The following is a 19771-nucleotide window of genomic DNA, read 5'->3' as shown; positions in this document are numbered from 1 at the left end:
AGTTACAACTGCATCAGACTCAGAGTGAATTGGAACAATCCCAGTTACAACTGCATCAGACTCAGAGTGAATTGGAAAGATTAAAGTTTTCGCAAGCTAGGGTTAGAGAAACAGAGGTCAAAAGTCAGATGCAGTACAAAGACTTATTGTGGGAGGGGTGGTACGCTTATTGCAAAGGCGATAGGGCGGGGATGGCTAACTTTCTTAAAGAATCCTTGAAGTGCACGCCTTTTTCAACAACAGAAACAGTTTTGAACTGGTTAGAAAATTTTGCTAGATTTTCGTCAGAAAAAGGAGAGATTCTCGATACCAATACCTTAGTTAACTCAGCAGAATGGAAAGAATTGATGCGTCGTAGCATTAATGGCAAAACTGCGCTAACCATCCATTAGTAAGAGATGGCAAGCAATCTATGATTACAAACTCAGCAAAAAACAAGACGAATGTTAAATCATCAACTAAATAATTCTTTGGGTGTAAATCTGGCCGGTCATATAACCGGTGATTTTGGGCTAGCAGAAGCCGCCAGAGGGACTATCAGAGCAATGGAAACAGCTAAAATTCCCTTGTCTCTGACCGATTTAAAGGTAGGCGGCCAACCTAACTCAGATTCCACCTACAAAAATTTTTCCAACGACAATCCCTATCCCATTAATATTATCCAAACTAACCCCAATTGGGTCGAGCAGATTTTAGCAGGGTACTTTCCGGGTATTGGTTCTGAATATTTTAAAGGCAAATACAATATAGGTGTGTGGTTGTGGGAACTGCCCGTATTTCCGAAGGAGTGGCAGTGGGCATTTGATTTATTTGATGAAATTTGGACGCCCAGCAATTTTTGTGCCGAAGCATTTTCGGCTGTCTCCCGCGTACCCGTGCTCAAAATTCCTGTCAGCCTTGCTTTTCCTAAGCCTTCCCTGACCAGAGAAAACCTAAACTTACCCAAAGATAAGTTTATTTTTCTGTTCATGTTTGACTTTGCGAGTTCCTTTGAAAGAAAAAATCCTTTTGCCACCGTTGAGGCGTTTAAACAAGCTTTTGGAAAATCCAATCAAGATGTTTTACTCGTGCTCAAGTTTGCCAATACCCATTATTTCCCGCACTTGCGAGAGCAGCTAACCGAATTGACAGAGGGCTGGCCCTCGATTCAATTTATAGACGGGCATTTGCCAAAAGCAGAAATTCACGCTCTGGTTAACTGTTGTGACTGTTATGTATCTCTGCATCGGGCTGAGGGGTTTGGTTTAACAATGTCTGAAGCCATGTACTACGGGAAACCAGTAATAGCGACAGCCTATTCATCTAATATGGAATTTATGAATGTTGGCAATAGTTTTCCAGTTAAATACGATCTGGTGACAACAACAGAAGATTATGGGGCTTATCCCAAAGGTAGTGTCTGGGCTCAAGCAGATATTGACCATGCTGCCTCTGTGATGAAGTACACTTTTGAAAACGCTCTGGAAGCACGGCAAGTAGGAGCTAAAGCTGCTCAAGAAATTAGAGCTTTGCTGAGTCCTCAAACAGTGGGCATAAAAATAAAAAATCGCCTTGAATTTATCATGGGGAATATCAATCAGTCCCACTTGTCAAGTCGTTTCCACGAGCTTCAGATAGAAAGAGATTTATTGGCTCGTCAAGCTCAAGCTTGGAGGCAGACAGCATTGCAGGTACAGCAAGATTTAGCAAAACACTCGCATTTTCCACTGCAACAGCGCTGAATTGTCAAGCCTTAATTCTCAATGTTTATTAAGTAGAAGACTTACTATGTTAAATCAAACGCCAGATTCTAATTTCGGTATCAACTTTATCGGACACCTCAGCGGTGAATACGGCCTGGGAGAAGGATCTAGAGCCACTCTCAGAGCGATTGAAGCTGCTGGCATTCCCTTTGCACTGAAAGATATTAAGGTTGATTGGCATCGCAACTTAGACAACAGCTATACAAGTTTTTCCGAGCAAAATCCCTATTCGATTAACCTAATCCATACTCTGCCGGAACCGATTGTTTTCAACATGATCGATCGCGAATGCTTTAAAGGTCGATACAATATTGGCTTTTGGGCTTGGGAACTGCCGATATTTCCTCCAGGGTGGCTGTACGCTTTTTCTTTATTTGACGAGATATGGACTTATAGTAATTACTGCGCTGAGGCGATCGCGCCCGTATCGCCCGTGCCAGTGATTAAGATGATGTCCAGCCTCGATCTTCCCACACCATCGTTTGATAGAGAAGCATTGGGATTACCCGAAAACAAATGTATTTTTCTGTTCATGTTTGACTTTCACAGTACCGTAGGGCGTAAAAATCCCTTTGCTACCCTGGAGGCATTTAAGCGAGCTTTTTCTCAATCGAATCAAGATGTCTTACTGGTACTCAAGTTTTCTAATGGCAACTTTTTTCCCGAAGAACGCGATCGACTCAAAGCGGAAGCAGCAGGCTGGCCTGTTCACTTTATTGACGGGCACTTGCAGAGAGACGAACTTCATGCTTTAGTAGCAAATTGCGACTGCTATGTTTCCCTGCATCGATCGGAAGGATTTGGCTTGACAATGGCGGAAGCGATGTACTACGGCAAACCTGTAATCGCGACGGGCTACTCATCTAATATGGAATTTATGAATGTCGGCAATAGTTTTCCAGTAAAATATGACATAGTGACGCTGACAGAAGATTATGGGCCTTATTTTAAAGGAAATTACTGGGCAGATCCCGATGTCGATCATGCAGCATCCTTAATGAAGTATGTTTTTGAGAATCCCCAGGAAGCACAACAAGTAGGATATAGAGCATCTGAGGAAATAAAGTCTTTACTGAGTCCTCAACTTCAAGGCATCAAAATCAAAAATAGATTGGAAATCATTAGAAACAGAATGAACCAATCTACAACCTGGTCAACCCGCATCCATCAGCTTCAGCAAGAGGCGGCTGGGGCGCAGTCAGAAATCCAAGTTTGGAGGCTGACAGCACAGCAAGTTCAATCTGAGCTAGCACAACATCAAAGGTTTGTGAACACTTGAAAAATTGAATTTACCGAAAATACTTATTCTCAGGAAAATAAATTAGCTATGTTGAATAATCCCAAGTCTAACTTTGGAGTTAATGTAATCGGTCATGTAAGTGGAGAGTTTGGTCTGGGCGGAGGGGTGCGAGGTACTATCCGAGCCTTAGAAGCTGCTAACATTCCTTTCACAATCAAGGATTTGAAAGAAGATTCGCAACGCAACTTAGATGATACATATACAAGTTTTTCCAGCGATCGCTCTTATCCCGTTAATATCGTCCATACCAACCCTCACGAGTCATTGTTGAATTCTATCGATCCAGATTTTTTTCATAACCGCTATAATATTGGTTTTTGGATTTGGGAGCTTCCAGTATTTCCTGATTTTTTTATGGGTGCTTTTAATCGATTTGATGAGGTTTGGACTTACAGCAATTACACTGCTGAAACTATTTCTGATGTGTCGCCTCTTCCCGTGGTTAAGTTGCCACCTAGCATTTATTTACCGCCCAATACCTTGGGCAGAGAAGCTTTAGGATTACCCAAAGATAAATTTATTTTTCTGTTCATGTTCGACATGGGTAGCGGCTTTGAGCGCAAAAATCCTTTTGCCACAATTGAGGCGTTTAAAAAAGCTTTTGGGAAATCCAATGAAGATGTTTTACTAATTATTAAATTTAGACCTCATCCAGCTTATCAAAATCAGTACGAGCAACTAAGAGCAATGGCAGAAGACTGGCCATCTATTCAATTGATCGAAGGTCATTTGAGCAAGGAAGAGGTTCATGCCTTAGTAGATAATTGTAACTGCTATGTATCGCTACATCGGGCTGAGGGTTTTGGTTTAACTATGGCGGAAGCGATGTATTACGGCAAGCCCGTCATTGCTACCGCCTATTCATCGAATACCGATTTTATGAATGTCGGCAATAGTTTTTTAGTTAAATACGATTTAGTGGCAACTACTGAAGCTTACGGACTTTACCCAAAAGGTAGTATCTGGGCTGAGCCCGATATCGATCGGGCTGGTTCTTTAATGCAGTATGTTTTTGAGAATTATCCGCAAGCACAACAAGTAGGAGCCAGAGCAGCTAAGGAGATTAGGTCTTTATTCAGTCCAGAGGTTATTGGTCAAAAAATTAGACATCGCCTGGAATATATTACCAGGACAATAGAAGAGAAAAGCTGGTATGAATCCCAAGCTCAAGCTTGGAAACAAGCCGCGCTGCAAGCTCAAAGAGAATTAGAGCGATCTAAATTTTAAATACCAAACGTTCAGGCAAAACAAAAACAGGGCTGCATTTATCAACAGCCCTAACAATCCTCTGCTCGCATACAGCAAATGTAGAAACAATAGGATTGATCGGGATTATCATTTATGAGTTGACTGTTCATGAATTCATGGTTAAAATGTTCCATGCTAGATTTTTCAATTGATGTCGATAAATCGATAATTCCCTTGCTTTCAATGATTTTGAAATTATGCTTCTCTAAGAGCTTGCACAAATCATCGTAATAGTATTCGAGCTTGTGTTCGGGATGAATATAATTATTCGGGAATTGTAGCTTTGTAGCTTTCCTATTAGGGGTATCAAGGGCAAACTTACCACCAGACTTTAACAATTTATAAACTTGGTCAAATAGTTTTTCTGCTTCTTCTGTGGTGATGTGTTCGATGGACTCTCCTGACCAAACTAAGTCAAAATAATTTTCCTGAAAGCAGGTTAAGTCGGTCATGCTGCCATAAACATATTCAATATCGGAACTTTGGTACTTAACTTTTATTGGCCACTCTGGCCCTGGAAACATCATTTTGTCGGGAGCTAGGTCTCTAATATAGAGTTCTTCTGGAAAATGAGGATAGCCGAGCTGTAACAGAGCGCCTCTTTGATCGGATAGAGAATAACCTCCCAAATCTAAGATAACTTTAGCCGGTGGGAGCAGTGTTCTAACCATTTTCATCCGAGCGCTATGAAGTTTAGTATCCAACATACTGTTGATATTTTCTTCATCACTTAAGCTAGTAGTGAGATATTCTTCACCTAAAAGTCTTTGTTGAAATTCATGGGCCTCAATCATCTTATTTATAACAGTAGATCGAGACGCACCAGTATTAAGTTCGTTTAACCAACCTTCTAATCCATCAGGGTCAGCTTCCCGTTCAAAGATCACCCAATATGCCATCCATAGATAGCTTTTATTATTTTTAGCGTGAGTGGATAAAGTCTTCTGGATAGATTCTTCCAGACGCTTAGATGCTTCGGGGTTCATAGTGGTTCCTCTAATCTCGTTCACATTATTTTATTTAATAAATAACCTCTTTGAGCCTGCATAAACTTACGCAATACAGTCTCAATTGCAGCGCAAATTAGAAAATCTTGGGTTCCAATTCAAGGGCGCGACGGTAACAAGAACTTGCTTCATCTATTTGCCCTTTTTTCGTCAAGACTTCCCCTAAATTATAGTGGAACCAAGAGAAATCAGGCTTTAATTCAATAGCGCGGCGGTAAGCGGCGATCGCCTCTTCCCACTGTCCTTGATGTCGCAGAAGATCCGCTAAATTGTTGTAGGTATAGGGGTAATCTGGGTTTAGCTCAGTGGCGCGGCGGTAAAGACCGATCGCCTCTTCCCGCTGGCCCTGTGTGGCTAAAGCATCCCCTAACATTTGATGAGACTTGTAATCTCCCGGTTGAACTTCAATAGCGCGGCGGTAACAAGCGATCGCCCCATTCAAATCATTCTTTTGTGCTAACATCCGCCCCAACTGCAAGTGCGCCTCACCGCATTCGGGATTTACCTGCAACGCCATCTGATAAAAGACGATCGCCCCATCAGGCCAATTCTGCCGCACCAAAGCATCAGCCAACCCCACATAAAGGTCAGCATCATTCGGCGCAATCTCCAGCGCCTTGTGATACAACTGCACGTCATCAGGCTTCTCCTCGATCGCCCTGCGGTACAAACCCATCGCCTGCTGCAAATCCCACTGCGATCGCATCCTCAAAGCATCAGCCAACTTCTGCGAAATCCACGGCAAATCCGGCTGAATTTCCACAGCACGGCGGTAAGCGGCGATCGACTCATCCCACCGTTCCAGCTTCTCAAAAGCCGTCCCCATGTTGTAATAAGTCCACGGAAAATCGCCATTCAACTCGGCCGCCCGACGGTAAACATCGATCGCCTCATCCCACCTTTCCATTTCTAGCAACACGTCGCCCAACTTGCTGTGCGACCAGAAGAAACTCGGATTCAGTTCATTAGCGCGCCGGTACGCCACCACCGCCTCATCCCAGCGTTCCAAATTCACCAGCGCTTCTGCTAAATTGTTTTGCGCCCAGAAATGTTCGGGATTAAGTTCGATCGACCTTTGGTAAGCCGAAATCGCCTCTTCCCAGCGTTCCAGCTTAATCAGCGCGTCAGCTAAATAGTTGTGCGACCAACTAAAATCAGGATTTAATTCTGTTGCTTTACTGTAAGCTTCTACAGCTTCCTCCCAGTGTTCCAACTTCAGCAACACATCTGCTAAATTGTTGTGAGACCAGCTAAAATCTGGATTTAATTCGATCGCCTTGCGGTAAGCATTTATAGCTTCCTCCCAGCGTTCCAACTTCACCAACGACTCAGCTAAATTATTGTGCGACCAAGAAAGTTCGGGATTATTTCTAATCGCATTGGTGTAAGCATCAACCGCCGCTTCCCACTGTTCTTGATTCCTGAGAAGTTCGCCCAATTCGTGATAAGCTGCGCCAGCATTTGGGTTCATTGCAACCGCGCGCCGGTAACAATCAATTCCTTGCTCAACCTTACCTTGCTCGATTAAAGTTTTAGCTAAATTCTCGTAATCCTCAGCGGTAGCTGATTTTGGGTCGATCGCCAAAGCTCGATACAAAGCTTCTGACGCGGCTTCCGACTTACCTAACTGAGTCAAAAGTTTCGCAAAATTGCGGAAAGCACCTGCAAAATCTGGTTTCAGCGCGATCGCCTTTTCGTAAGCAGAAACCGCTTGCTGCCACTGTTCCTGCTGCGCGCAAATGCTGCCATAATTAGCATAAGCTTCAGCAAAATTCCGATTAATTTCTATTGCTTTGACATAGCAACTTTTAGCTTCATCAATTTTGCTAACAGCTTGCAGGGCGTTGCCGAGCATTTTGTAAAGCGGCGCTTCCGGCTTAATTTGTAGAGCTTTCTTGCAAGCAGAAATTGCCTGTTCCCATTTCCCCTGAGCAAAATAACCTTCTGCCAGTATTTTGTATGCTTCTGGATCTTCTGTAGTAATTCCAGCATTAACAGGTTGCTGAACTTGTTGACGCCCAAGCTGTTGTTGAAGTTGTTGCGGTATTTGTTTCAGTATTTCTTGCGGTATTTTTCGCAATATTTGCTCAGGTATTTGTTGTTGAAATTGTGGTTGTTGAATTTTTTGCGGTATTTGTTGTTGAACTTGTGGCGGCTTAGCAGCACCGTTAGTCGCGGTTGCACCAGCCAAAGTTTGCTCTCCCTCGCTGCCGTTTCTAGCATTAGCTGCGTTCAGTTCAATAGCTTTGCGATAATATACTGTCGCTTCTTCTAACTTGCCTTGTTTTTTCAGCGCTTCGCCCAAATTTTGGTAAGCCTGGGGCAAATTAGGATTTAATTTTATGGCGCGATCGTAACAAGAAATAGCTTCGGGAAACTTTTCTTGCCGGAAAAAAGCATCACCCATACCTAAGTGTTCTGCCGGCGATGCTTTTTCTGGTTCCAAAGAGAATGCACGATACCAGCATTCCTGAGCTTCTGCCCCTTTGCCAATTTGTCCGAATACTTTGGCTAAATTGCGGTATACTCCCGCGAAATTCGGTTTCAGGGCGATCGCCCTTTGATAAAACTCGATCGCCTCCGACCATTTTTCCTGTTGCGCGTAAATACTGCCCAAATTCGCGTATACTTCCGCAAAATTCGGCTCTATTTCAATAGCTTTCGCGTACCAGTGTCGCGCCTCTTCCATCCTGCCTTGAGCTTGCAGCGCGTTGCCCAAAGTCTTGTAAGCTGGGGCAAAATTGGGGTGAATCTTCAAAGCTTGCTCGCAGGAGGCGATCGCTTCTTCTAATTTCCCTTGGGATAAGTATATTTCTCCCTGTTGGTTAAATTGAACCGCTGTTGATTCTGTACTGACTGTTGATGGCATATATAGGCGGTGGCGACCGAGGCAGCAATTAAATAGGGTAGTTAAAGCGTTTCACAATTATAGTCGGGTTTGACACTAACATTAGCAGGGTTGTTCCCCTAATTATTAATTTTTTTGACTCTGGGTGCTGGGGAGAAACCCAGCGGTTGAAACGGGGCGGTTAAAACCGGGCGGTGGAAACCGGGCGGTGGAAACCGGGCGGTGGAAACAAAACCCGGATGGTGCGCGGGTTGAAGAGCAGAACGAGTAGTATCAAAATCGATCGATCGCACTCAGGATGCCTGCACCACAAGACTTGTTGAAGAAATATATTATAATACGGTTCAGAAGACTGGGCGGTTCCAAACCGCGTCTATACAAGCTTGCACCCGATCGAGCGAGGAGTTGAAGAGTGGGCGGTTAAAATTACGTTATCCTCTCTTAGTCCGCGCACCATCCGGACATCGTTTGTGTAGGAGCGGTTTCAACCGTACGTCTGATCTAAAATTGCGGTAATTTTGATGTTATTACAGCCACCACCTCAACTTGTCGGTGAAAAGCGCCTCACCTTTCGCGACCTCGATTGGCAGGCCTTCAAGCAAATTCAAAGTTTGCTGACGGATCGCACCCGCTTTACCTACGATAACGGAGTGTTAGAAATTACCAGATCCCTCGAAGAACATGAACGTTCTGCTCGCTTGATTGAACGCTTGATTAGAGTCCTTGTGGTTGAGATGGGGATGAAAATGAAGAGGATGGGATCGACTACCCTCGATCGCGAAGACCTACTCAAGAGCGCCGAGCCAGACAATGGGTATTATATTCAGAATTATGCCTTAGTTGCCGATCGCCCGGTTAACTTGAATATCGATCCAGCCCCGGATTTAGTCGTGGAAGTGGATATTACCCATACGGATCTCAATAAAAATACACTCTATGCCAGTATGGGCGTGCCTGAGTTTTGGCGGTTTAACGGGCGGGCATGGCGGATTCTGCAATTAGTCGATGGGGCTTATGTCGAGTGCGATCGATCTCCCACTTTTCCCATCATTGAAAAAACAGATTTATACCAGTTTCTCGAAGTGGCTTTCATTGATGAAGTTGCCGCAGAGATTGATTTTCGTCAATGGGTGCGACAGCAGATTCAAGGCGGAGCAATGCAAGTGCGATCGCACCAAAACTAGAATAGCCTTATTGAATAAAAAACGATCGCCCTTTTCGGATCGAGCGATCGCCTTTTTTTCAAGAATTACTTAACAACTATTAGCAATTACTAATTAAGCTGCTGCTGCTGCTGCTTCTTCTTCTTCTGCTATCTCTTCAGCACTGGCTTTAGTTCCCAGAACGGTAACAACCACCTGAGTTGGATCGCCAAGAGCTTCTGCTCCCGGAGGCAAAACTAACTCATGAATGTGCAGCGCATCCCCTACCTTTAAGTTAGAAACATCTACTTCAATTGCATCAGGAATGCTATCAGGTTTGCACTTAACTGCGATTTGCGTCAACACAGTTTCTAACATACCGGATTCTAACTTGACACCGATAGCTTCGCCGACAAAACTCAGCGATACTTCAACTTCCAGGCTATCTTGAGTTGCGACGGAGAAAAAGCTCAGGTGGTAAGGAAAGCCTTTCCAAGGATGAACTTGAACTTCCCGCAGCAAGGTTTTTCCTGTCCAAGAGAGTTCGGGAATGCTGAGGTCAATTAGGGCGTTGTTGACTACGTGCTTTTTGAGCAGGTGTTCAACTGTTTTGGCTTTGATGGTAAGGGAAATGGATTCAGAGCCGTTGTGTCCGTAGAGGACGGCGGGAATCATTCCTGAGCGGCGGAGGGCGTTAGGCTTGCTGCCTTCTACCCGCTTTTGACATTCTACTGCGAGTTCCATTTTATGACTTTCTGTTGATTGTTTTCACATTTTACCAGAATTGTGATATCGCGATCGCACCTAATTAAACGACTCGCTGAAGATACTGATAATTCTCATTTTCCAGACACTTAAGCAATTCCAGCATTTTCCTCAAACGGTACGTTCCTGCTTGGTATTCTTCTTTGAGAGGGGAATCACCCAGCTTAGCAAGGACGGTATCGCTTTCGCAGATGATTGCATCGCGGAAAAAATTTCTAAACTTCTGGCGTATATCTTGATCTAACTCAACTAAAGGTAGCTTCTCCTCCTCTTCATCTATCAAAATATTTCTGGGGACAGATTTGCCAATTTTGGAAAATTCTGATTTTGCCAACCACTCATAAACGTCTTCAGACATTCCGACATAGTGGGGTGGCTGATTAGTTTTGAAGGCATAAAAAATCATGTCTAACATTAGCTTTCCTCCTGACCTTCCTGATTCACCAACTTACTCTCTGGAAAATTTTCTACCCAAGCTACATCTGCTTTGTCGAATACAACCTTAGCTGGTTTAGTAATTCCCCCTGTGGTAATAACTCCAATTACAGTTCCTTTTTGACATATTTCCTTAGCTTTTGTGGAATCTAGTTTTTTGTTTTTCCAGGCTTTAATTTCAATATGCGGTTCATTCATTATTGTTTATACTTTTTATTATTTTGATAAATTAACCATTAAATTCGATCTGTAAATTGCGGAGTAGCTGTTTAACTCGCGGAACATCCCGATCGTTGACGATCAAAATATCACCTTTGGGATTGTTTCCGGTTGTTCTTTTGGCTTGTATTCCTTCTTTGCTTAATTCCATTATAAGCCATCCAATCATATCTCTGTGAACTTCTAGCCGTGCTATCAGTTCATCTTCGTCAGTCATTTACTTGACTCCCTGTAAATAAAGATACACTTGACCTCGCCGTGGGTCAAGTGCACTAAATCTGCTGGAACCTTAAACTAAGTAGGTAGCGGCGAGACTGGCAACAGCTTTGAGTATGATTGGTTGATACCCAAAATGTATTTTAAAGGCAACGTTAGGCTGGCGTACCGTCATGAGAAAGCAAAGCGCGCTTGGGCCCGTGAATCGGGTCTTCGACAATGATAGTTTGGTCGCGGCTCGCTCCGAGAGATACAATGGCGATCGGCACTTCCATCAAATCTGCCAAAAACTTCAGATAATCCAAAGCTTGTGATGGCAAATCTTCCAAATTGCGGCACTCTTCCGTGGACTGTTTCCAACCGGGAAGGGTTTCATAAATGGGTTTGCACCGAGCAAATATCCGCGAACTTTTCGGGAAATCGATGCAGCGTTCGCCGTCAATTTCGTAAGCAACGCAAACTTTTATTTCTTCTAATTCATCCAAAACATCTAGTTTGGTAATTGCCAGACAGTCAAGGCCGTTGATGCGGACTGCGTAGCGGCCGATTACCGCGTCGAACCAACCGCAGCGGCGTTTCCGGCCGGTTGTGGTGCCGAATTCTGCACCTCTTTCGCCCAAAATTGCGCCAACTCCATCGACCATTTCGGTAGGGAAGGGGCCTTCTCCGACGCGGGTTGTGTAGGCTTTTGCTACGCCAATTACGCGATCGATCGCTGTGGGCCCAACTCCCGTTCCCACGCAAGCGCCGCCCGCGATGGGATTGCTGGAAGTAACATAAGGATAAGTGCCGTGGTCTAAGTCTAATAAAGTGCCTTGCGCGCCTTCAAACAGAATATTTTTCCGCGTGTGAAGTCCCTCATAAATCTTCAGGGAACTGTCTACTACGTGCGGCCGCAAACGTTCTGCATAAACTTGATATTCATCAAAAACATCTTGCGGATTGAGAGGCGGCAAATTGTAAAGTTTTTCCAGAATGACATTTTTATGATGAATCGTCCATTCCAGTTGTTCTCGGAAGCCTTCCAAGTCCATCAAGTCGAGCATCCGAATGCCTGTGCGTTCCGACTTGTCGGCGTAAGTAGGGCCAATGCCGCGTCCTGTTGTCCCGATTTTATAATTTCCCCGCTGCTGTTCCGATGCCACATCAATTAATCGGTGATAGGGCATGGTGATGTGAGCAGTCTCTGAAATCATCAGGGAGGCAGTCGAAATATTCAGTTTTTCTAGCTGATCTAACTCTGCAATTAAAACTTTAGGGTCGATTACCGTGCCACAGCCGATGATACACTGTGTCTCTGGGTAGAGAATCCCAGACGGAATTAAGTGCAGTTTGAAAGTTTGACCGTTGACTACCACCGTGTGACCGGCGTTGACGCCCCCTTGGTAGCGGACAACGATATCTGCGGATTTGCTGAGCAAATCGGTAATTTTGCCTTTTCCTTCATCGCCCCACTGGGCGCCGATTACAACTACGTTAGCCAAGGGTTTCTCGCGTTCAGTTCAGGTTGACACAAACTCTGATTATGTAGCAATGTGTCCCAGATGTCAAATATATTTTTGTTACAATTAAGAGCATTGAGCCTGTATTACTCTCAATCAAAGACTCCCAGCACTATCGGGGGACTTCCGAAAGGAGAATGGGAGAATGGGAGAGGGGGAGAGGGGGAGAATGGGAGAGGGGGAGAATGGGAGAGGGGGAGAGGGGGAGAGGGGGAGAATGGGAGAATGGGATAGTCTATTGCAATCTTCTTTATTATCCTGTAAGTCATTCCCAATTCTTCAATCTAAAATCCAAAATCTAAAATCTAAAATCGCATGACTTTACACGCTGAGTTGCACCGACATTTAGGCGGTTCTGTGGTTCCTCGGATTCTGTGGCGCTATTTCGATCGCCATAATGCCGAAATGGTCGATCGCTTTCAACACTACTCTGCTTTTGAGGATTTTTACACTCGCCCGCGCAATACTCTCGATGAGTATTTGGAACTGCACACGCTGGTAGAAAGCGTGCAAACTGTGGAGACTTTGCCTTATTTTATCTATCGATTGATGCGGGGCGCTTATGTATTTGAAAATTTGGCTTATTTGGAGTTGCGCTATACGCCTTATTTGCGGACTCCAGAGCATTTGTCACAGTCAAAACGCATTGATTTGATGGCAGAAATTGTACGGGTTGTGGGGAAGGCAAGTCAAATTGGTGATTGTCCGATTGTGACTAGCCAAATTTTGTGTATGCACTCGCGTTTACCCCATGAGGTGAATCGGGCGATCGTCGATTTGGCAGCCGAGATGGGAGAATATGTTTGTGCGATCGATCTTGCGGGCGGCGATGCTGCTATTGGCGATCGCCTGGATGAGTTTGTGGCATTGTATCAGTACGCAAGGTCGATCGGCATTAAGACTACCGGCCATCTCTACGAAACTACCTCTGGCTGTTATCCCGAACTTCTGCCCTATTTGATGCGTATCGGCCACGGGATTCAAATTCCGCTAAAATATCCCGAACTGCTGCCAGAGGTCGCGCGCAGGGGTCAATGCTTAGAGGTTTGCCCGACTACCTATCTCAAGACGGGGACGTTACAGGATATGGGGGAATTGAAGGTTGTGTTCGATCGATGTTTTGAGGCTGGCGTCGATATTGCCATTTGCACAGACAACGCGGGATTGCACAACGTGCGGCTGCCTTTTGAGTACGAGAATTTGTTGACTCTGGATATCATTGATTTTCGGCAGTTACAAGCCTGTCAAGAGGCCGCTTTCCGCCATGCTTTCGCGTGGCCCTACGATGGGCGGCCTGTGAAAATGCTGACTGGTTTGTTGCAACATTAGTCGGTTGGTGCGATCGTTAATTAGCAAAGAATATCTATTTAACGAACCGCGAAGGCACGAAGGAAGAGAAGGAAGAGAAAGAGGAAGATAGGTAGATATTTTCAGCAAAAGACTTGACTTGAAAATGATAAAAAGCTCTTTCTTATCTTCCTTCGCGTTCTTTGCATCTTCGCGGTTCGTTTAAAAGAGATATTTGTAAAATTATAATAAGTGTCGGGCGATCGGCAATCGGTAACAAGTTATAGTCTGAAAACGGAAAGATGAATATAAAAGGATAAAAAAACATGACAAATATGGACGCTTACTGGATGCCTTTCACGGCTAACCGACAGTTTAAGGCAAATCCGCGCATCTTGGTTTCGGCAAAAGATATGCACTTTACAACCGATGATAACCGATCCATTTTAGATGGGATTGCGGGGCTTTGGTGCGTGAATGCAGGCCACTGTCGCCCGAAAATTATCGAGGCAATTCATAAGCAAGTATCGACCCTAGATTATGCCCCACCTTTTCAGATGGGACACCCCGGCGCTTTTGAATTAGCGGAACGTTTGGTGAAGATGATTCCGGGCAATTTCGATCGCGTTTTCTTCACTAATTCGGGTTCGGAGTCTGTGGAAACTGCTTTGAAAATTGCGATTGCTTATCACCGGGTGAAAGGTGAAGGAACTCGTCAAAGATTAATCGGTAGGGAACGCGGTTATCACGGCGTTGGTTTTGGGGGAATTTCTGTCGGTGGTATTGGCCCTAATCGTAAATTTTTTGGCAGTTTGCTGACAGGAGTTGATCATTTACCTCACACTCATAATTTAGAGCACAATGCTTTCAGTCGCAAACAACCGGAATGGGGCGCGCATTTGGCGGATGAATTGGAACGGATTGTGGCTTTGCACGATGCGTCTAATATTGCGGCGGTAATTGTCGAACCTGTTGCTGGTTCTACGGGGGTTTTGATTCCGCCCCAAGGTTATTTGCAGCGGCTGCGGGAGATTTGTGACAAGTACGGGATTCTGCTGATTTTTGATGAGGTAATTACTGGATTCGGGCGGCTGGGTTCGAGTTTTGCTACTGAATATTTTGGGGTGGTTCCTGATATTGTGGCGACGGCGAAGGGGATAACTAATGGTACTGTACCGATGGGGGCGGTGTTTGTGAAGGAGGGAATTTATGATGCTTTTATGAATGCTCCCGAAAATGCGATCGAGCTTTTTCACGGTTATACTTATTCTGGGCATCCGCTGGCTTGTGCGGCTGCTTTGGCGACGCTGGATATTTATGAGGAAGAAAGGCTGTTTGAACGGGCTAATAAGTTGGCTGATTATTGGGAAAATGCGGTTCATTCTTTGAAGGGCGTGCGCCATGTAATTGATGTGCGGAATCTCGGACTTGTGGCGGGGATTGAGTTGGAATCTATCCCTGGAAAGCCGGGGAAACGGGCTTTTGATTGTTTCTTGCAGTGCTTTGAAAAAGGGTTGCTGGTTCGGACTACTGGTGATATTATTGCTTTGTCGCCTCCGTTGATTATTGAACAGGAACATATCGATCGCATTTTGGAAATTTTAACAGCGGTTTTGCAGGAATTGGAGTAAGATTTAATAAACCGCGAAGGCGCTAAGGACACGAAGGAAGAGAGAGAGAAGAAGAGCAGAAAAACTTCTCTCTCTTGTCTTCCTTCGCGCTCTTCGCGTCTTCGCGGTTCGTTTAAATCCTTAAACAGCGCTATAATCATTCATAACCAACGACAAACGACGAATAACTATGGTACTGTTAACTGCAAAAGTCTCTGCTAACGAATTGGCAAATTTAGCTGTAGAGTTAATTCGGAAAAGTGGGTGCGAATACGGTGATGTGCGTTTTTGCAGTTACCGGAGGCAAGGTTTGTATGCGCGCGATCGCTCTTTAAGCAATATCTCCGATAATGTAAGTTCCGGTTTTGGCGTGCGAGTGCTGCTAGACGGTGCTTGGGGCTTTGCCGCCAGTCACAGCAAAACACCCGCAGAAGTTGCAAGAATCGTCGCTTTGGCCGTGGAAATCGCTAAAGGCAGCCGCTTGACTCAAAAGGAACCGGTGCGCTTAGTACCAGTCGAAAAATATGTCGATACTTACATTAGTGCGATCGCAATTGACCCGTTTTCTGTCCCCGTTGCTGACAAAGCCGAACTTTTATTAACCATCAACGAGCGCCTGCTAGCGCACGAATCACAAGGCATCAAAAAAGCTTATTCTTTTTTGACATTCAACCGCGAAGACAAGGTTTTTGCGTCCACAGAAGGCTCGCTAATCGAACAAACAATCTACCGCAGCTATCCGGGTTTTGGCTGTACGGCAATTGCGGGCGGCGATGCCCAAAGTCGCAGTTACGAACGCCCGCCCCTAAACATCGGTTACGAACACATTAATCCAGATGATTTGTTGAGTCAAGTCGCACGAGTTGCGGCCGAAGCGATTGAGAAAGTCGCTGCGCCAAAAGTCCCGGCTGGTATTTGCAAATCTCTGATTCTCAAGCCGACAAATTTGTTTCTGACAATCCATGAATCCGTCGGACACCCAACAGAATTAGACCGGGTTTACGGCTACGAATCTAATTTTGCTGGCACGAGTTTTGCTACTACCGATAAGTTAAATAAGCTGCAATACGCTGCACCTTGGGTTAACTTCAAGTGCGATCGCACTCAACCCCACGGCCGCGGTACAATGGGTTACGACGATGAGGGCGTAAAATCACAGGATTGGTACGTTGTCAAGGATGGAATTTTAGTTGATTATCTCACTGACAGAGAAACAGCTTATCGCCTCGGACGCGGTAGCAGCAACGGTTCTGCCTGCGCTGACAGTTGGTCGAGTGTACCGATGGTGAGAATTCCTAATTTGGGATTGGAACCAGGCCCGGATGGCGGCAGTCATACTGCTACTTTAGATGAGATGATTGCTGATACGGAAGATGGGATTTTAATTGATGGTATTGGTAGTTTTTCAATTGACCAACAGCGGCGCAATTTTCAATTCGGCGGTAATGCGTTTTGGAAGGTGGAAAAAGGTAAAGTTGTCGGGATGTTGAAGGATGTAACCTATCATTCAATGAGCACTGATTTCTGGAATCAAGTAGATGCGATTGGCCCTGCTTCCGAACGGGTACAATGTGGTACGAATATGTGCGGCAAAGGTGAACCGATACAGGTTGCTCAAATGACTCACGCTTGTGTGCCGGTGCGGGTAAGGGATATTCAAATTGGGGGAAGGGCTTAATTTAAAGCGTAGGTTGTTAACGTGAAAATTCCAGCGGATGCTATCATACCAGAAGCCAAATTAACGCGCTATCTACTTATTTTAAAAGCGCAAGATGACAAATAAAAATTTCTGGCTCAGGGTGGTTTTAGTCAATATAACCCAGAAGCTTTGCTAGCAGCAATTCAGTCTTTAATCGCATCTGCTGAGGCAGTAGAAGATGGTGCTAATGAATTCGGAAAGTTCTTTCGCGCTGAAGGTGAGTTACCAGCAGTTAATGGACGTAATTTAGCAGTTGTTACAATTTGGTTGCAGTGGCAAATTGACGGAAGTTTTCATTTTATTACTCTCAAACCTAAAAAGGAGCCTCGACGTGAAACTTGAACTTTATCAGCGTGTAGCATTGTGCCGGGATATGCCTCTATATCAACTAAAAAAAGGCGATGTAGCTATGCTAGTCGATCGCGTACCTCACCCAATCCAAGGCGAAGATGGCTGCGTGTTAGAAATATTTAATGCGTTAGGAGAATCGATTTTAGTCGTGGCTGTCTCCCGTTCAGATGTGGAACCTTTACGAGCTGATGAAGTGTTAACAGTTCGCTCTTTAGTACAGGCAAGTTAACCGTAATATTGCGGCTCAATATGTTTTCAAATACCAACAAATCATGCTAGCATTATAGCTTATGACCGTTACAACATCTCCCGCAATTTTAAGTGAAGACCAAGCCTTATCTTTACTAGAAAATGTAGTCAAACAATCCTCAGCAGAAGCAGTATTTGTCAGTCTCTCTACTGGCGAAGAATCTCTTTCCCGTTTCTCAGAAAATCAAATCAGCCAAAATATTAGCAAGACTGTATTTAGCCTCAACATTACTAGCTATTTTGGCAACAAAAGTGCTTCTGCTGCTGTTACTGAATTTGATGAAGATGCGATCGCCCAAACCATCAAGCGATCGGAAGAACTCGCCCGAATTGCCCCCGCAGACCCCGAATGGATGCCCTTGCTGCCCCCTCAAACCTACGATTTACCGAGGCCCGCGTTTGATGAAGCAACGGCCGCTGTATCGCCTCTAGCCCGCGCAGAAATGGTGCGACAGGCTTGTGCGATCGCATCTGGCGAAGGCGCGGAAGCTTCCGGTACATTGAGCGCTGAGGCTTCGCTGTACGCGATCGCCTCGTCAACCGGACTCCGCGCCTGCAACCAATCTACAGAGGCGAATTTCGGCTTTACAGCCCGCATTGACAACGGTTCTAGCTGGACTGAATCCACAGCTTGGAGTATTAGTCAACTACAAGTGGCCGAATTAGCAGCACAAGTTGTCGATCGCGCGAAGGCCTCCCGCAACCCCCGCGAAATTACTCCCGCTGTTTATCCTGTAATCTTTGATGGCGCTGCGTTTTCGGACTTGCTACCGTGGATAATTTGGGGTATGGATGCGCGGGCGGCGGATGAAGGGCGATCGTTTATGTCGATCGCCGATGAGTCTGGAAAACCCGCTGGAAACCGCGCGGGAGAACAACTTTTCAGCCCGTTAGTGCAGGTACAGCGCGATCCAAGTCATCCTTTGTTGCGATCGGGTAATTTTTTCGGCGACGGATTGAGAAATAACTATTTGGAAATCATCAAAAATGGCATCCCTCAAAGTTTGTCTTATTCCCGCTATTGGGCCGCGCAAAAAGGGAAAGAAACGAAAGGTGCTTATTACCCGATAGTGATGACAGGTTCCGATCAAAGTTTAGCAGATTTAATCGCTCAAACCGAGCGGGGAATTTTTGTCAGTCGAGCTTGGTATGTAAATTACGTGAATCCGAAAACATCGGAAGTAACCGGCATGACTCGCGACGGTACTTTCTGGATTGAAAATGGTAATATTGTTTACCCGATTAAAAATATGCGTTTCAATCAAGTTTTACCTGATATGTTGCGCGATGTCGATGCAGTTACCGAGGTGAAACGTTACGGCGGTAATGTCGTGCCCGGAGTGCGCGTGAAAGCTTTTAATTTCACGAGTGTTACTGATAGTTTGTGATTGGTGGTTATTCAATGAGTCCGCCAGTTAGCGGATGTTTGTAGTGAGAATTTTAGTCCTTTACATAAGAAGGACTAAAGTCCTCACTACGAACCTACAGTAATTTATCAAAAAAAATGCCAAATATAGATATACGTCCGGTTAAAAACGCACAAGAATTAGAAGAGATGTTTTACCAGCGGTGGTTGGTTTTGCGATCGCCCCTGGGTATGGAAAGGGGTAGCGAAAAGGACGATCACGAAAATGGTGCTTGTCATATCATAGCAACGGGCGATCGCAAAATTATCGCATCAGGCCGACTCCGAGAATTATCCCCAGAATTAGGAAGCATCTCTTATGTTGCTGTGCTTCCTGAATTCCAAAATCAGGGAATTGGCACTAAACTGATGGAAAAATTGATCGCACAAGCTAAGGAAAATAATTTCAAAACACTGAGACTGATGTCTCGCATTAACGCTGTTCAATTTTACCAAAAACTCGGATTTTCCGCACAAGAAAGTCCTTTTGATTACCTGGGAATTCCGCACGTATTCATGCAGTTAGAAATTTAATTAGTGTCATAATATAGATTCGTAGTGAAGACTTTAGTCCTCTGATTTTGGATGCGGACTAAAGTCCTCACTACGAACCTGATTTTGGATGCGGACCAAAGTTCTCACTACGAACCTGATTTTGAATGCGGACTAAAGTCCTCACTACGAACCTATTTGATTGTGATTGTTTATAGCGGTTCTCAAAAAAGTGAGGAGAGCCTCATGCCCTA

18 protein-coding genes and 1 pseudogene are annotated in these 19771 nt (G+C 44.8%); 12 read left to right on the top strand and 7 right to left on the bottom strand.

All coding sequences use genetic code 11. The annotated features are described in order from the left end of the window. The 4 genes and pseudogenes from QUB66_RS08015 to QUB66_RS08000 form a co-directional block, all read left to right on the top strand. A pseudogene (locus tag QUB66_RS08015) lies at positions 1-392 on the top strand (chromosome partitioning protein ParA); the annotation flags it as partial. 51 nt (positions 393-443) lie between these two features. Then, positions 444-1721, top strand: a complete 1278-nt coding sequence (locus QUB66_RS08010; protein ID WP_332967253.1) for a glycosyltransferase family 4 protein — start codon at positions 444-446, stop codon at positions 1719-1721. A gap of 46 nt (positions 1722-1767) precedes the next feature. Continuing rightward, positions 1768-3021, top strand: coding sequence for a glycosyltransferase (locus QUB66_RS08005; RefSeq protein ID WP_332967254.1), 1254 nt, complete (start codon positions 1768-1770; stop codon positions 3019-3021). 48 nt (positions 3022-3069) lie between these two features. Then, positions 3070-4269 carry a glycosyltransferase gene (locus tag QUB66_RS08000; protein ID WP_332967255.1) on the top strand — a complete coding sequence of 400 codons (1200 nt, stop codon included), beginning with the start codon at positions 3070-3072 and terminating at the stop codon, positions 4267-4269. Between the two features lie 50 nt (positions 4270-4319). On the opposite strand, the gene QUB66_RS07995 is transcribed toward QUB66_RS08000, so the two are convergent. Together QUB66_RS07995 and QUB66_RS07990 are read right to left on the bottom strand one after the other, a co-directional pair. Continuing rightward, the gene (locus tag QUB66_RS07995; RefSeq protein WP_332967256.1) at positions 4320-5276 is read right to left on the bottom strand and encodes a DUF4214 domain-containing protein; all 957 of its coding nucleotides are present in this window, start codon (positions 5274-5276) and stop codon (positions 4320-4322) included. Between the two features lie 97 nt (positions 5277-5373). Next, positions 5374-8166 carry a tetratricopeptide repeat protein gene (locus QUB66_RS07990; RefSeq protein WP_332967257.1) on the bottom strand — a complete coding sequence of 931 codons (2793 nt, stop codon included), beginning with the start codon at positions 8164-8166 and terminating at the stop codon, positions 5374-5376. A gap of 500 nt (positions 8167-8666) precedes the next feature. Here QUB66_RS07990 and QUB66_RS07985 point away from each other — a divergent pair, with 500 nt between their 5' ends. Further along, complete coding sequence (locus tag QUB66_RS07985; RefSeq protein ID WP_332967258.1) at positions 8667-9329, top strand: Uma2 family endonuclease; 663 nt, start codon at positions 8667-8669, stop codon at positions 9327-9329. 93 nt (positions 9330-9422) lie between these two features. On the opposite strand, the gene QUB66_RS07980 is transcribed toward QUB66_RS07985, so the two are convergent. From QUB66_RS07980 to QUB66_RS07960, 5 genes are all read right to left on the bottom strand, one after another. After that, positions 9423-10031, bottom strand: a complete 609-nt coding sequence (locus QUB66_RS07980) for a 50S ribosomal protein L25/general stress protein Ctc (RefSeq protein ID WP_265235024.1) — start codon at positions 10029-10031, stop codon at positions 9423-9425. A 64-nt stretch (positions 10032-10095) separates the two neighbouring features. Further along, positions 10096-10467: a hypothetical protein gene (locus tag QUB66_RS07975; protein WP_265235023.1), complete on the bottom strand. Its 372-nt coding sequence runs from the start codon at positions 10465-10467 to the stop codon at positions 10096-10098. Further along, entirely contained in the window at positions 10467-10685 is a 219-nt protein-coding gene (locus tag QUB66_RS07970) for a hypothetical protein (protein ID WP_265235022.1), read from the bottom strand. Before QUB66_RS07970 ends, QUB66_RS07975 begins: the two co-directional genes overlap by 1 nt. A gap of 31 nt (positions 10686-10716) precedes the next feature. Then, complete coding sequence (locus tag QUB66_RS07965; protein WP_265235021.1) at positions 10717-10923, bottom strand: hypothetical protein; 207 nt, start codon at positions 10921-10923, stop codon at positions 10717-10719. A 154-nt stretch (positions 10924-11077) separates the two neighbouring features. Beyond that, the gene (locus QUB66_RS07960; protein ID WP_332967259.1) at positions 11078-12406 is read right to left on the bottom strand and encodes an adenylosuccinate synthase; all 1329 of its coding nucleotides are present in this window, start codon (positions 12404-12406) and stop codon (positions 11078-11080) included. 333 nt (positions 12407-12739) lie between these two features. Between QUB66_RS07960 and QUB66_RS07955 the strand changes: the two genes are divergently transcribed. From QUB66_RS07955 to QUB66_RS07925, 7 genes are all read left to right on the top strand, one after another. Then, a complete protein-coding gene (locus QUB66_RS07955; protein WP_332967261.1) occupies positions 12740-13753 on the top strand; it encodes an adenosine deaminase in 1014 nt (337 codons plus the stop codon). Positions 13754-14037: 284 nt separating this feature from the next. Further along, the gene (locus QUB66_RS07950; protein WP_332967263.1) at positions 14038-15342 is read left to right on the top strand and encodes an aspartate aminotransferase family protein; all 1305 of its coding nucleotides are present in this window, start codon (positions 14038-14040) and stop codon (positions 15340-15342) included. A gap of 169 nt (positions 15343-15511) precedes the next feature. Continuing rightward, on the top strand, positions 15512-16999 hold the full coding sequence (locus QUB66_RS07945; protein WP_332967264.1) for a TldD/PmbA family protein: 1488 nt from the start codon (positions 15512-15514) through the stop codon (positions 16997-16999). Between the two features lie 111 nt (positions 17000-17110). Then, positions 17111-17362 (top strand): DUF6883 domain-containing protein, encoded by a 252-nt coding sequence (locus QUB66_RS07940; protein ID WP_332967280.1) that lies wholly within the window; start codon positions 17111-17113, stop codon positions 17360-17362. Then, on the top strand, positions 17352-17600 hold the full coding sequence (locus QUB66_RS07935; protein WP_265235015.1) for a DUF4926 domain-containing protein: 249 nt from the start codon (positions 17352-17354) through the stop codon (positions 17598-17600). The genes QUB66_RS07940 and QUB66_RS07935 overlap by 11 nt, the downstream gene beginning before the upstream one ends. A gap of 61 nt (positions 17601-17661) precedes the next feature. Then, a complete protein-coding gene (locus QUB66_RS07930) occupies positions 17662-19008 on the top strand; it encodes a TldD/PmbA family protein (RefSeq protein ID WP_332967265.1) in 1347 nt (448 codons plus the stop codon). A 116-nt stretch (positions 19009-19124) separates the two neighbouring features. Beyond that, positions 19125-19559: a GNAT family N-acetyltransferase gene (locus QUB66_RS07925; RefSeq protein ID WP_265235013.1), complete on the top strand. Its 435-nt coding sequence runs from the start codon at positions 19125-19127 to the stop codon at positions 19557-19559. Positions 19560-19771: the final 212 nt, after the last annotated feature.

Source organism: Microcoleus sp. A2-C3 (assembly GCF_036706065.1).
GTDB lineage: Bacteria > Cyanobacteriota > Cyanobacteriia > Cyanobacteriales > Microcoleaceae > Microcoleus.
Note: the sequence above shows the minus strand (reverse complement) of the source record. Positions and strands in the feature narration are given on the sequence as shown.